Raw genomic sequence first — 13,310 nt, 5'->3', positions numbered from 1 at the left:
GGCCCCAAAAGCTCCGGGGCAGTTCAACCTGCTGCCCGTTAACGCGGATCAGCCCGTCCGGCTCGATCACGTCGAGCGGCGCAAATGCGGAGAGCGCGGGTCGGAATGGGAGGAGTGGATTTGCGTTCTGGCAAACAATTCGCGGCCCGGATAATCGGGGATGAAGGGCGCAGACCATGTGCCGGTGGCGCCGATGACCGCGCGGCTTAGGAAATCACCCACGCTGGTGCTGACATTCAGGAATTTCTGGTCAGTGCGTTCCACACGTCCGACCATTACGGGGCGGTGGATCGGCGGCGCATAGCGCGCCTCGTAGAGGCGCCATCAAGCAACCCCCGTGGGTGGAGCAATCGCTATTAGCGCTCCGTCCGGCAATGCCTGCTGCACCTGCAAGGCCTCAGGTGCCGGCGCTGTCATCCACAGATCCATATCTTCCTGCTGCGTCAGGATAACTGGCATGGCCCAAGGATGAATAGCACCGACCTCCCGGTTGGCTTCAGTGGTCAGGAATCCATACAGGTTATTTGTCGTCTCGCCGTCAGCCAGTTTCCTGACCGACGTCCACCGGCACCACAGACCGGCGAAGAAGGCCAGCGGCTCGCCATCCGCTCTGGCGAACCAGACCTGACGACTTCCACCTTCGGGCAGATGTTCGGGCTCGGCAAACGCCGTCAGCGGCACCAGGCAGCGATGTTCCACGCCTTCCCATCGCCGCCACCAGGACGATTCCATATGCCGGATATTGGTTATGCCCCGATCCACCTTCCTGCCCTTGAGCATGCCGGGTGGCGTCGGCATTCCCCAGCGGGCCATGACCAGTTCCCTGCCGCCCTCGGCATTGCGGATGATTGGGGCCATTGTATTCGGCCACACCTCGGGCAACGGTTGCAGGTTGCCGATATGATCGATCATGACCCTGGCGATCATCCTGATCGCCTCCTGGTTCGTCATTACGGAGTAGAGGTTGCACATCGGTGCCGTCCTTCCGTCGTCGGCCAGAAAAAATCCCTGAGACTCAAAGCTTTACAGATATCAGAGACATAGCTGGGCCTCAGCTATTCCCTGCACTGTGTCACACCTCCGGTAATCGTGCCTTGACTCTTATCGCGCGTTAGGAACAAACCATGAACATATAGCTACTGACGCCGCCAGCATCGGACGGATTCGAGATGACCACGAAAGGGAGCCCAGCCCGGAAGAAGCCCGCCCTGGAAGCGCTTCAGGCGACCATTGCCCGGCTCGAAGGACACAAAAGCCATAAACGCGCCGTCCTGCCATTCGGCGTGAAGGAGATCGACGCGAGGTTACCGGGTGGCGGCCTGGTCCTGGGCGCGCTTCATGAGGTGGCCGGTGGCGGGACTGACGCCCTCAACGCCACGGCTGCGGCCCTGTTCGCCGCAGGGATTGCCGGCCGGACCAGAGGCAAGGTGCTGTGGATCGTCACCCGGCAGGACATCTTCGCGCCGGCTCTCGATCAGGCCGGACTGGCCGCTCGCCGGGTCATCCACGTTGAAGCATCCTCGGACAACGACGCCCTGGCCTGCTTCGAGGAAGGTCTGCGACATGGCGGGCTGGGGTCCGTGGTCGCCGAGGTCGGGCGACTGACGATGACGGCCTCGCGGCGCTTGCAGATCGCGGCCGAGGGAACCGGGACCATCGGCCTGGCTGTCCGGAGATGGCGCCGCCAGACGGAAGCCGCCGATTTCGGACAGCCGACAGCCAGCACCACACGCTGGCGGGTCTCTGTCCTGCCATCCGCGCCGCTTCCCGTGCCCGGCGTGGAGCGGCCCCGGTGGATGCTGGAATTGCTGCGCGCGCGATCGGGGGAATGCGCGGATTTCGAGGTGGAGGGGTGCGATGCCAACGGGAGGATCGAATCGTGTGGTGTCGCTCTACCTGCCTCTGTGGCCGACGGAGCGCATCAGGAAGAAGCTGGGCAACGCCGCGCCTGAGACACCGCTGGCCCTGGCCGGCCGGGAAGGCAGCCGTCGCGTCGTCATGTCCGCCGACCTTGCCGCCCGCAAGATCGGGGTGACGCCCGGCATTCCGGTTGCCAAGGCCCAGGCGCTCTATCCCGATCTGACCATCATGGATGCCGACCCCGACGGCGACCGAGCCGGGCTGGAGGCTCTGGCTCTCTGGTTCCAGCGGCGGATCGCGCCGATCGTGGCCGTGGACGCATCCGGCGGACTGCCTGATGGCATCGTAATGGACACGACCGGCACGGATCATCTCCATGGTGGCGAGCCGGCGATGCTGGACGCCGTGGTCCGTCGCCTGGCTGACTCAGGCTTTACCGCCAAGGTCACGATCGCCGGAACCTGGGGTGCCGCTCATGCCCTGGCCAGATATGGACGTGGCCGGATCATCATCGTGCCCGACGGAGGCATCCCCGACACGCTCTCCAACCTGCCGATCGAGGCATTGCGGCTTCCGGCTGCCGTCATCGAAGGATTGCGGACGCTGGGTATCTCCCGGATCGGCAAGCTGGCCGCCATGCCGCGCGCGCCGCTGACCTTGCGGTTCGGGCCGGAACTGGAACGCCGTCTGGACCAGGCTTATGGGCGCATCGCCGAACCGATCCTGGCCGTGCGCCCGGTCGATCCGGTTTCTGTGGCGCGCAACTTCGCCGAACCCATCGGCGCGGCCGAGACCATTGCCCGCTATATCGGCAAGCTGGTTCCCGTCCTGTGTGAAGGGCTGGATGCCAGGGGCGACGGCATACGGCTGCTCGACCTCCTGTTGCACCGGTTGGACAGCCAAACCCAGACGATCCGGATCGCCACGGCCCGGCCGGCAAGGGACGCGAAGCATCTGACGCGCCTGCTGTGCGAGAAGATCGAGACGATCGATCCGGGCTATGGCATTGAGCGCATGGAACTGGTCGCCGTCCTGGCCGAGCCGATGGAGGTCAGGCAGCGGGTTTCCTCGCTGATCGAAGAGGAAGAAGCCGACATCTCCGGCCTGATCGACACGCTGGCCAATCGCGTCGGTGGGGAATCGCTCTACCGGTTTGCCCCTGTGGAGAGCGACATTCCCGAGCGGTCGGTCTGCCGGGTGCCGGCACTGGCTCCGGATGACGGCGCCACCTGGCCGGTCGGATGGCCACGACCGACCCGGCTGCTTTCCCGGCCGGAACCTGTCCAGGCCATGGCCGAATTGCCGGACCAGCCGCCGATCTTCTTTATCTGGCGCGGTATCCGGCATCGCGTGCGCTGCGCCGACGGGCCTGAGCGCGTCTTCGGCGAATGGTGGAAGGGTGATACGGAACTGACGATCGCGCGGGATTATTTCCGGATCGAGGACACGGCCGGCGACCGATTCTGGGTCTTCCGCGAGGGTGATGGCGAACATGGAGAAACCGGCTCGCAGAGATGGTTCATGCACGGGCTGTTCGCATGACCCGCTATGCCGAGCTTCAGGTCACCAGCTATTTCTCGTTCCTGCGGGGCGTGTCTGCGCCTGCCGAACTGTTTGCCCAGGCCAAACGTCTCGGACTTTCCGCCATCGGGATCACCGACCGCAACACACTGGCCGGCATCGTCCAGGCCCACATCGCCGCGAAAGATACCGGCATGCGGCTGGTGGTCGGATGCCGGCTCGACCTCGCCGACTTTCCGCCGGTCCTGGTCTATCCGATGGACCGCGCCGCCTATGGCCGCTTATGTCGGCTGCTGTCGATCGGCAAGGCGCGCGCCGGCAAGGGGAAATGCCTGCTGAACTGGGCCGATCTGGCCGAGTGGGGCGACGGACTTCAGGCCGTGCTGGTGCCGGATGTCGCCGGCGAGGACTGCGCCCTGCATCTGCGGAAGCTGCGGGATGCCTTCGGGGACCGGGCCTATATGGCACTGACCCTGCGCCGCCGGCCGAATGATCAGATGCGGCTCTATGAATTGGCGAATATGGCCCATGCGCGCCGGGTGAAGACCGTCGTCACCAATGACGTGCTGTTCGATATCCATGACCGCCGCATTCTCCAGGATGTCGTCACCTGTGTTCGGCATAATACGACCATAGACCGGGCTGGCTTCGTCCGTGAGCGTCATGCCGATCGCTATCTCAAGCCGCCCCAGGAAATCGCGCGCCTGTTCTCGCGATATCCCGAAGCGATCGACCGGAGCATGGAGATCGTCGAACGCTGCCGGTTCAGCCTCGACGATCTAGCGTATCAATATCCCGATGAAATCACGACGCCGGGCCAGACACCCCAGGAAGCACTGGAAGCCCTGACGTGGGAAGGTGCGAGAGCCTTCTATACGGATGGCATCCCCGAGGACGTGGCTGAAATTCTCCGCCATGAACTGGCGCTGATCGGGCGCATGTCCTACGCGCCCTACTTCCTGACGGTGAACAGCATCGTTCGCGAGTCGAGGCGGCGGGGCATTCTGTGCCAGGGTCGCGGATCGGCGGCCAATAGCGCTGTCTGTTTCGTGCTGGGCATCACGGCGATCGACCCGTCGCGGACGACATTGCTGTTCGAGCGGTTCATCTCGGAAGAGCGGGGCGAGCCGCCGGACATCGACGTGGATTTCGAGCATGCCCGTCGCGAGGAAATCATCCAGTGGATCTATGACCATTACGGTCGCACCCGCGCGGCACTGACCGCCGTGGTCACCCGGTATCGGGCCAAGGGGGCTCTCCGTGATGTGGGCAAGGTGATGGGGCTGCCGGAAGACCTGATCACCCTGCTGTCGAAACAGATATGGGGCTGGTCGCGCGAGGTCGATGCGGAGAAATTCGCCGAGACCGGAATCGACCTGACTGACCGGCGTATCCGTCTGACGCTCGATCTGGCGCGTGCCCTGATTGGCGTGCCGCGTCATCTGTCCCAGCATCCGGGCGGCTTCGTGCTGACCCATGACCGGCTGGACGAACTGGTGCCGATCGAACCGGCGGCGATGGAGAATCGCCAGACCATCGAGTGGGACAAGGACGACATCGACGCGCTGAAATTCATGAAGGTTGATGTGCTGGCGCTTGGCATGCTGACCTGCATGAAGAAGGGACTGGACCTGCTCGCCGAACACAAGGGGCAGCGCTTCACGCTCCAGACCATTCCGGCCGAAGACCCGCGGACCTACGCCATGATCCGCAAGGCAGACACGATCGGCGTGTTCCAGATCGAGAGCCGGGCGCAAATGTCGATGCTGCCGCGCCTGAAGCCCCGGACCTATTATGACCTGGTGATCGAGGTCGCCATCGTCCGTCCCGGACCGATCCAGGGCGATATGGTTCATCCGTATCTGCGCCGGCGGGAGGGCCTGGAGCAGCCCGATTACCCGACCCCGGAACTGGAGGAAGTCCTGAAGCGGACCCTCGGCGTGCCGCTTTTTCAGGAACAGGTCATGCAGGTGGCCATGGTATGTGCCGGGTTCACGGCGGCCGAGGCCGATCAACTCAGGCGTGCGATGGCGACCTTCAAGAACACCGGGACGGTCTCGAAATTCCAGACCCGCCTGCTCGAAGGCATGAGGGAGAACGGATATCCGGAGGAATTCGCCGAGCGTATCTACCAGCAGCTTGAGGGCTTCGGCTCCTATGGCTTCCCGGAGAGCCATGCCGCGTCATTCGCCATCCTGGCCTATTCGTCATCGTGGATGAAATGCCGCCATCCGGACGTGTTCCTGGCCTCATTGCTGAACAGCCAGCCGATGGGCTTCTACGCGCCGGCCCAACTCGTCCGCGACGCCCAGGCGCATGGGGTGGAAGTCCGGCCTATCTGTGTGAACCGGTCACGCTGGGAGGCCATCCTTGAAGGGCCGGAACGGGCGAACGGCCTGTTTGCGGTGCGGCTCGGGATGAACCTGGTGAAGGGACTGGCCAATGAGGATGCCGCGCGGATCGTGGCGGCCCGTGGGAATCGGCCCTTCGTGTCGATAGACGATCTGTGGCGACGATCCGGCGTGAAGGCCGCTGCCCTGACCCACCTGGCCGAGGCGGATGCGTTTCGTGCGGGGTTCGGGCTGGCACGGCGTGAGGCTCTGTGGGCGATCAAGGCGCTACGGGATGAACCGTTGCCCTTGTTCGCGGCTGCGGAGATCGTCCGGGAAGCAAAGGAACCGGATGTCCTGCTCCAGCCCATGCGGGCCGGCGCCGAGGTGGCACGGGACTATAACCGTATCGGCCTGACCCTGCGGGACCATCCGGTTGCCTTTCTGCGGGATGATCTGAGGCGCGATGACATCCTGTCGTGCCGGGACGCAATCAATGCCAGGGATGGCAAGCGGCTGACGGCAGCCGGAATCGTCCTGGTGCGTCAGCGTCCGGGTTCTTCAAAAGGCGTGGTTTTTATGACGCTGGAGGACGAGACGGCGACGCTGAATGTCATCATTTGGGCAGACACCTTCGAGAAATTCCGGCCGGTGGTCCTGTCCGCCAGCATGGTGGCTGTGAAGGGGAGGCTTCAGAAGGAGGGCGAGGTGATTCATCTGATCGCTCTGGAGATCATCGACCAGTCGGGACTACTCGCCGATGTTGGAAACCGCTCAAATGGTGGCACCCCAAGCGACAGACATCACCCGGATGACGTCATCATAGTTCGATCGCGGAATTTCCATTGATGTGCGATGTCCAGAGTGTTGTGCCGCATTTCCATGATTGTAAGAGGCGTGCATCGGTTATCGGAAATCTGCGTCATGGCCTCTCTGCTAGACCCTTGATCGCCCAGTGAAGCAGATCAAGCAGTCGTTCACCTTCCTCCTCCGAGAGATGCGTATGGCTCCGGGCGTTGATGACCGCCACGGCTGCCGCAACCTCCGGCAACCTGACAGACATTAATGGCGATAGCGATATCGTCGTGCTTCTGCGATCGTTCGGATCCGGCTTGCGTTCGATCAGCCCGTCCCGTTCCATTCGTGAAAGGGTCTTCGCCATCGTGGATTGCTCGACGGCCGCGAGGTTCACCAGTTCACGCTGGCTCCGTGTCTTGCCGTCCGCCAACGCGAAGATCACCGGTAGCTGACCGGACATGAGGCCAAAGGGCCGCAGTGCTTCATCCATCTCACGAGCAAAAAGCCGGGCGGCCCAGTTGACCATATAGCCAAGGGAGTCGGTTCGGGACGGCCATTTATATGGCTTGCTATCTTCTTTCATGGCTTGCTATGTAAAAGACCTTCTCTTCAGGAAGCAAGGATCATATCATGCCAACGCTTCTCCGCCGTCTCCATCGTGTGACAGGAAAGCCTGTCGATCCTTTGTATTGGCAGTTTCATGACTGCCTCGGTCGTCGCAGAACTCTATGGCGACGCCTCGATTATCAGCACAGTCAAGCGTGCGATCCTCTGGGGATTATTGGTCCTGGTCCCATGTCTCGCCACAACGGGGCTTTCGGGCTATCGCGCGACAAGTGGGGCTCCGCGTGGTCTGGCACTCGTGAAACTCCGCCGTATGCGGATCATCGGCCTCAACGGGATTTGCGTTCTCGTACCGTGTGCGCTGTTTCTGGCCGCCCGCGCGGCGGCATCACGATTCGGTTGGCCATTCTACAGTATACAGGCGCTCGAACTTCTGGCCGGCTCTATCAATCTTACTCTTCTGGTCCTGAATTTCAGGGATGGTCTGCGCCTTGCTCGACGGCAATAAGCGCAGAGTACCGATGTGAGCCGCGCACACCGACAATAACGATTGATACGAATTGACGGCGCGATCAGGACCGCAAAACAAGTGTGTGTCTCCGCTAAGGCCATCACAGATTCAGCCTCGCGGTGGACACCATGTGGACACCACACCCCAAAACGACGAAAGCCGCCTTGCGGCGGCTTCCTCGTATCCGTCTGATTTTCCTTGGAAAATCTGGAGCGGGCGATGGGATTCGAACCCACGACCCCAACCTTGGCAAGGTTGTGCTCTACCCCTGAGCTACGCCCGCGTTCCGTTGGACGGGTAATTACTGCCTGAGGCCGTGGCGCGCAAGAGGGTTTTTCAAAAAACATGCTTTTTTTTTGCTTTTCTTTCTTGGTGGCCTCTCAGGCCGCCGCGTACCCAGCCCTGGGCTTGCGTCCTGCACGCTTCAGAACAATCTTGTAGCCATGATGATCAACAGGTGATGCCAGCGAAAAGCCGTGCATCATCGGGACAGAGAGATTCCATGGACTATATCATTGGGCAGAATCGCCCCCAGCCCGGAAACGACGCAGGCGTGACCTCGTCTCCCGGCACACCGGGTGCACTCATCGTCGATGCCGATCAACGCAGCTTCATGCCTGAGGTGCTCGAAGCCAGCCGGCAGCTTCCCGTACTTGTGGATTTCTGGGCGCCCTGGTGCGGACCCTGCAAGCAACTGACCCCCGTGCTCGAGCGAGCCGTGACGGCGGCCGGCGGTCGGGTCAAGCTGGTCAAGGTCGATATCGAGGCCAATGCCGCTCTCGCTGCCCAACTGGCTCAGGTCGGCCTGCCCATCCAGTCGATCCCGCTCGTGGCGGCCTTCTATAAAGGCCAGATTGTCGACATCCTGCAGGGCGCCCAGCCCGAGAGCGAAGTGCGCCGCTTTATCGAGCAGATCGTCAAGGCGACCGGTGCCACGCTGCCAAGCGCGGATATCCTTGCCGCGGCCTCGGCTGCCCTGCAGGAGGGTCAGGCAGAGGAAGCCGCCGGGCTGTTTGCCTCGCTGCTTGAGATCGAGCCGGAAAACCCCGAGGGCTGGGGCGGCATGATCCGGGCGCTGACGGCGCTGGGTGATGATGAAGGTGCGGACGAAGCCCTGAGTCAGGTACCACCCAAGCTGGCGGAGCACCCGGCAGTGACAGGCGCACGCGCGGCCCTGGCCCTGCATAAGGAGAGCCATCAGGCAGCCTCGGCGCTCGACGGGCTCCGGGCAGAGTGTGCGGCTTCTCCAGACGATCTTGCTTTGCGCTTTCGTCTGGCTGGAGCCCTGAATGGTGCGGGTCATAAATCAGAGGCAGCAGACACGCTGCTTGCCATCATCAAACAGGACCGCGAGTGGAATGACGGCGCAGCGCGCGCCGAATTGCTGCGGTTCTTCGAAGCCTGGGGCAATACCGATCCGGCAACCTTACCCGCGCGACGCAAGCTGTCAGCCCTGCTCTTTTCCTGAGCCACGCCTCGCGGCTGCCATCCTGCCTTCTTCCCCTTTAAAAGAGGAATGACGAAGGCAGGGTCGAGGCCATTCAACCCCCTCTCCCATCCATCAGAAGGATTCACCTATGGCTCAGGATCTCGATCCCCGCCTTCTTTCCATGCTTGTCTGCCCGGTGACGAAGGAAGCGCTCATCTATGACCGCGAGGCTCAGGAGCTTGTCAGCAAGGGGGCCCGCCTTGCTTACCCTGTGCGCGACGGCATTCCGGTGATGCTGCCGGAAGAAGCCCGCCCCCTGTCAGACTGACACGCCATGACCGGCATCGCGCTTTAACGTACCGTGAAAAGCGCCGTATCGAGTGTAAAGCTTCCATCAGCCTCGACAGCAAAATGCTGTCGGGTTCCGGCATCCGTCGCCTCCTGAAGCGACAGGATGGCCTGCTGATGCAAGGCGGGCGTCCGGGTTCGCGCGACCCATGAGGTGAAGTCGAGCTTCAGACGCAAGGGCTGATAGTCCTCCAGCGCAAATCCAGCGCTTTCAAGACTGCGTCTCCACTCCGAGACGCGATAATTGCGCATGTGCGAGGGATCGCGCAGGGTTTCGATCGCCTGCAGCACGGAATCGGCCATAGGGGCCTCTGGGGCGACCGTGTCGATAAAGATCCCCAGACCGCCCCGTCGCAGCACGCGGCGCGCCTCATTGAGCCCCTCCTGCAGGTCGCGCCAGTGATGGGCACTGAAGCGGCTGGCCACCACATCAAAAATGCCCTCTGCAAAGGGCAGGGATTCCGCAAAACCTCCGACAGGGCGAATCCGGGTCAGTCCACGGCGCTCTGCCTCGTTCCTGACGGCAAGAGCCATGCTCAATGTCGGGTCATAAGCCACGACCTGCCCGCAGAACGGCGCCATGGCATAGCTCACATGACCGCCGCCACAGCCGAGATCGAGGGCCACACCGGGGGGCTCTTCACGCAGCAGGGCGACGAGACGCTCCAGATCCTCCCCAGCCGCATGAGTCTGGCTGCTGACATAATCATTGGCGCGAGGACCATAATGCCCGGTGACGAAGTCGCTCATGGATTTCCTCTCTTGCCGTAGGAGACCTCGGCATCGGGCACGGCATATTGCGGTTTGACCTCACTGGTCGTCACGGTCTCGGTAGCGAGGCCTGGCAGAACCGGCGGACCCGACGCCCCATCCATGCCCGGTATGGCAACCGGCAGCGAAGCATAGGCGCGAGCCATGCGATCGCGATGGGGTGGCTGACCGGGCGGATGGCCCGGTGGACCATTGACGGCCAGATCCGGCTTCGGGGGGCCGAATGTATTATCCGCGCAGCCGGCAAGAACCATCAGAGAGAGGAGGAGCGAGGCTGAACGCATGACGAATCTTGTATCAACCTCATTCACTGGCGGCAATTGACGGATGATGTCGGGTGCGGCAGGCATCGCACAGCAAATCGGGGGAGAGTTTTTCGTGTTTGATGGATCGCTGGCAACTGCCACAGGCCGACGCAAGGCGTGGATCGACAGTCTCTTCGTCGATCATGCCATTTTCCGTCTACCTTGGACCAATCTCGCTACCGTCGTGCCGGGCAAGGTCTATCGCTGCAATCACCCCACACCCGCGCGGCTGGCCCGGCTCAAGCGGAAGCTGGGCCTGCGCACTCTGGTTAATCTGCGCGGGCATCGGCGCTGCGGCTCCGATGCCCTCTCACGGCAGGCCGCGCAGACACTGGGCCTCGATCATATCGACATGGCTTTCGAAAGCCGTGGCGCACCGCACCGGGACAGGATCCTGCGCTTTGCCGGGTTATATGCGCAGATCGAACGCCCGATGCTCATGCACTGCAAATCGGGCGCTGACCGTGCAGGCCTGGCCTCGGCACTGGTCATTCTGTTCGAGGGTGGGACAGCTGCTCAGGCACTGCGCCAGTTGCACTGGCGTTTCGGGCATTTCAACCGGGCGCGTACCGGCATTCTGGACGCATTTGTCCTGCGCTATCAGGCCGAGGCCGAAGGGCGCGTCCCCTTTATGCATTGGGTTGAGCATGAGTATGACGAGGTCAGGCTGAAAAAGGATTTCACCGCGGGTAAACTGGCCTCTTTCGTGACAGACAAGGTCTTGCGTCGGGAGTAGGTGATGGTGCAGCAGAAAATCCGCGGTCCCGCCTCAGACCAAGGATGCCATGCTTTTCACCAGATTGACCAGCTGAAGCCTTACCTTGGCATCCGAGATGTTCTGGAAAGCGTGCAGGAGTTCAGCAGACAGCATATCAAGCTGCTGGCCCATCGCTGATCCTTGCATCGAGCCATCAGCAGCAAGGCTGCTCTGAGAGTCATCATTATTGAAAGAGGAAGGTGCCTCGGAAAACCCGGGAGCAAAAGCGGCTACCCGGTTCCCGCGTCCGTTATGTGTGCTCGCCACGCCCGCCAGATCATCGAAGAAAAAACCGATTGGTACATTCAGGACACGTGACATCTCGTAAAGCCGGCTTGCTCCAACCTTGTTTGCCCCACGCTCGTATTTCTGCACCTGCTGGAACGTCAGCCCAAGTGCAGCGCCAAGCTTCTCCTGGGACATGCCCAGCAATGTCCGCCGCAACCTGATCCGTGCGCCGACGAGTGCATCTATTGGACCAGCCGCCGAAGCGCTTTTCGCGGTATTACTCATGCAGTAAGGACTCATATTGGGGGTTAATCACAAGCACCTAATGGCGCCGATTAACTTTTTATTATCTATTTGCGACGATACCCAAGAAAAACAGCCACCATCACGGCAAGAGCACACAAGCCGAGCGGAACAGTTCTTCCGCAACGCGAGAAGATCGTAGGCTGGTGCGGCGAAGGCAGGGCGACCACCAGACTGCCAGCCTGGCCCCAGGGGAGGCGCGACAATTCGTGCCCAGCTCCGTCAAAAGCAGCTGTCACGCCCATATTGGCAGACTGGACGACAGGCAGACCTTCCTCCACAGCCCGGATTCTGACTGTAGCCAGATGCTGACGCGGCCCAGCGCTGTTCCCGAACCATGCATCATTGGTGATATTAGCCAGCCAGTCCGGGCGTTTGCCCCCCACAACCTGGGCTGAGAATATGATCTCGTAGCAAACCAGCGGTCCGACGGCCCCCAGAGCGGGAAGTGACCATGTGGTGAGACCCTTGCCCGGCGTGAGCTGATCCGGCAGAAGATTGAACGGTATGAAGCGTGGCTGATATTCCCCAAAAGGCACCAGAGTAGACTTGTCATAGACTGCCCTGATCCGCCCGCTTTCATCGAGAGCGAAGATGCTGTTGTAAAACCGGTTATTTACGTCGCGCCGGTCCGAGCCGATCATCCCCCATGCACCATCCGCTGCCTGGGCAATCATGCGCCTTGCCGGCTCATCCTCGTCGAGAAGTCCGGGAAAGCCTGATTCCGGCCATAGATAGACAAGACTGCGATCTTCCCCGAGATCTCGGGCCCTCGCCACGGCTTCATTCGTCAGACGCAGATAAAGCCTGAATGCCTTCATGGCACCATCACGCGAGAGGATATCCTGTTCGCTCACATTTCCCTGGAGCAGGGCCACCACAGGATTCTTGACGGGCATAAGTCGCGGATGCGTCAGGCTATACATGCCCCATGCACCCCACATGCAGAGCGCTCCCAAAAGGCAAAGCCGCGCCTTTTGCCCATGCCAAACCAGCAACCCGATCAGAACGGCAATCAGGGTAAGGCCATCCACGCCTATGATCGAAGCTGGCTGGATGAGGACATCACCCACAAGACCGGGAAGCTCGAACACGCTACCAGTCGGATTCCAGGGGAAACCCGTAAAAATGAAAACGCGCGCCATGTCGGCCAGCGTCCAGAGTGCCGCCAGCATGACCATACGCGATAGGCCTTCGGGCATGAGGCGGCATAGCAATACGGGCACCATGATGAAAGGCGCGAGGATGAGCGCACAGCCCGGTGCCGCAATGGGTACGGCCCACCAGAATTCGTGTGCCCGGGTCAGTATGGCATTGGTCAGCCATGACAAGGCGGCCGTGTGATAACCGAGCCCGAAGAGGAAGGCATGCAAGGCCAACTGGCGATTGCTCGCCGCGTCCTGGGTGCAGCGATAGAGGTAGAGAAGGCCCAGGGCAAGCGCCGGCAGGCAGTATAGAGGCGGGAGCGCCAGCGAAGCGAGTGCGCCGACGACGAGATCAGCCAGAATCATTTTCCCGGTGGAAAATGGAAGCCGGCTCGGCGGGCGGGAAAACTTCCAGAGCCGGAAAGTCACAGTTTACTCCA

Annotated in this window: 13 protein-coding genes, 1 tRNA gene and 1 pseudogene; 7 read left to right on the top strand and 8 right to left on the bottom strand. The window is 61.7% G+C overall.

From position 1 onward, the window contains the following. Positions 1 to 105: 105 nt before the first annotated feature. A pseudogene (locus ED655_RS01380) lies at positions 106 to 315 on the bottom strand (pyridine nucleotide-disulfide oxidoreductase); the annotation flags it as partial. Between the two features lie 9 nt (positions 316 to 324). Continuing rightward, a complete protein-coding gene (locus ED655_RS01375; protein WP_010669086.1) occupies positions 325 to 972 on the bottom strand; it encodes an SOS response-associated peptidase in 648 nt (215 codons plus the stop codon). 197 nt (positions 973 to 1,169) lie between these two features. Here ED655_RS01375 and ED655_RS01370 point away from each other — a divergent pair, with 197 nt between their 5' ends. Genes ED655_RS01370 through ED655_RS01360 form a run of 3 tightly spaced genes read left to right on the top strand, consistent with a single transcriptional unit; the run spans position 1,170 to position 6,560 of the window. Further along, on the top strand, positions 1,170 to 1,952 hold the full coding sequence (locus tag ED655_RS01370) for an ImuA family protein (protein ID WP_018308150.1): 783 nt from the start codon (positions 1,170 to 1,172) through the stop codon (positions 1,950 to 1,952). Beyond that, a complete protein-coding gene (locus ED655_RS01365; RefSeq protein WP_010668702.1) occupies positions 1,882 to 3,402 on the top strand; it encodes a DUF6504 family protein in 1,521 nt (506 codons plus the stop codon). The genes ED655_RS01370 and ED655_RS01365 overlap by 71 nt, the downstream gene beginning before the upstream one ends. Further along, positions 3,399 to 6,560 carry an error-prone DNA polymerase gene (locus ED655_RS01360; protein ID WP_026200119.1) on the top strand — a complete coding sequence of 1,054 codons (3,162 nt, stop codon included), beginning with the start codon at positions 3,399 to 3,401 and terminating at the stop codon, positions 6,558 to 6,560. The genes ED655_RS01365 and ED655_RS01360 overlap by 4 nt, the downstream gene beginning before the upstream one ends. A 73-nt stretch (positions 6,561 to 6,633) precedes the next feature. Here the strand turns inward: ED655_RS01360 and ED655_RS01355 are convergent, their stop codons facing one another. Next, positions 6,634 to 7,092 carry a MarR family winged helix-turn-helix transcriptional regulator gene (locus ED655_RS01355; protein ID WP_010668704.1) on the bottom strand — a complete coding sequence of 153 codons (459 nt, stop codon included), beginning with the start codon at positions 7,090 to 7,092 and terminating at the stop codon, positions 6,634 to 6,636. Between the two features lie 117 nt (positions 7,093 to 7,209). On the opposite strand from ED655_RS01355, the gene ED655_RS01350 reads away from it, so the two are divergent. Next, on the top strand, positions 7,210 to 7,581 hold the full coding sequence (locus ED655_RS01350; protein ID WP_010668705.1) for a hypothetical protein: 372 nt from the start codon (positions 7,210 to 7,212) through the stop codon (positions 7,579 to 7,581). A gap of 211 nt (positions 7,582 to 7,792) precedes the next feature. Here the strand turns inward: ED655_RS01350 and ED655_RS01345 are convergent. After that, positions 7,793 to 7,867 (bottom strand) — tRNA-Gly (locus ED655_RS01345). Positions 7,868 to 8,086: 219 nt separating this feature from the next. Here ED655_RS01345 and ED655_RS01340 point away from each other — a divergent pair. Together ED655_RS01340 and ED655_RS01335 are read left to right on the top strand one after the other, a co-directional pair. Next, positions 8,087 to 9,052: a tetratricopeptide repeat protein gene (locus ED655_RS01340; RefSeq protein ID WP_122048728.1), complete on the top strand. Its 966-nt coding sequence runs from the start codon at positions 8,087 to 8,089 to the stop codon at positions 9,050 to 9,052. Positions 9,053 to 9,161: 109 nt separating this feature from the next. Next, positions 9,162 to 9,341: a Trm112 family protein gene (locus tag ED655_RS01335; RefSeq protein ID WP_122048727.1), complete on the top strand. Its 180-nt coding sequence runs from the start codon at positions 9,162 to 9,164 to the stop codon at positions 9,339 to 9,341. A 23-nt stretch (positions 9,342 to 9,364) separates the two neighbouring features. Here ED655_RS01335 and ED655_RS01330 read toward each other — a convergent pair whose 3' ends face one another. Further along, positions 9,365 to 10,111, bottom strand: coding sequence for a class I SAM-dependent methyltransferase (locus ED655_RS01330; RefSeq protein WP_122048726.1), 747 nt, complete (start codon positions 10,109 to 10,111; stop codon positions 9,365 to 9,367). Next, a complete protein-coding gene (locus ED655_RS01325; protein ID WP_062163743.1) occupies positions 10,108 to 10,416 on the bottom strand; it encodes a hypothetical protein in 309 nt (102 codons plus the stop codon). Before ED655_RS01325 ends, ED655_RS01330 begins: the two co-directional genes overlap by 4 nt. 94 nt (positions 10,417 to 10,510) lie before the next feature. Between ED655_RS01325 and ED655_RS01320 the strand changes: the two genes are divergently transcribed. After that, positions 10,511 to 11,173 (top strand): tyrosine-protein phosphatase, encoded by a 663-nt coding sequence (locus ED655_RS01320; RefSeq protein ID WP_122048736.1) that lies wholly within the window; start codon positions 10,511 to 10,513, stop codon positions 11,171 to 11,173. A 33-nt stretch (positions 11,174 to 11,206) separates the two neighbouring features. On the opposite strand, the gene ED655_RS01315 is transcribed toward ED655_RS01320, so the two are convergent. Both ED655_RS01315 and lnt read right to left on the bottom strand, forming a co-directional pair. Beyond that, the gene (locus ED655_RS01315; protein WP_122048725.1) at positions 11,207 to 11,722 is read right to left on the bottom strand and encodes a helix-turn-helix domain-containing protein; all 516 of its coding nucleotides are present in this window, start codon (positions 11,720 to 11,722) and stop codon (positions 11,207 to 11,209) included. Positions 11,723 to 11,772: 50 nt separating this feature from the next. Continuing rightward, the gene (lnt, locus tag ED655_RS01310) at positions 11,773 to 13,236 is read right to left on the bottom strand and encodes an apolipoprotein N-acyltransferase (RefSeq protein ID WP_122048724.1); all 1,464 of its coding nucleotides are present in this window, start codon (positions 13,234 to 13,236) and stop codon (positions 11,773 to 11,775) included. Between the last annotated feature and the right edge of the window lie 74 nt (positions 13,237 to 13,310).

Origin of the sequence: Asaia bogorensis (assembly GCF_900465345.1) — a bacterium.
Taxonomy (GTDB): domain Bacteria; phylum Pseudomonadota; class Alphaproteobacteria; order Acetobacterales; family Acetobacteraceae; genus Asaia; species Asaia bogorensis_A.
The sequence above is the reverse complement of the archived record's forward strand: the minus strand, read 5'-3'. Positions and strand labels throughout refer to the sequence as shown.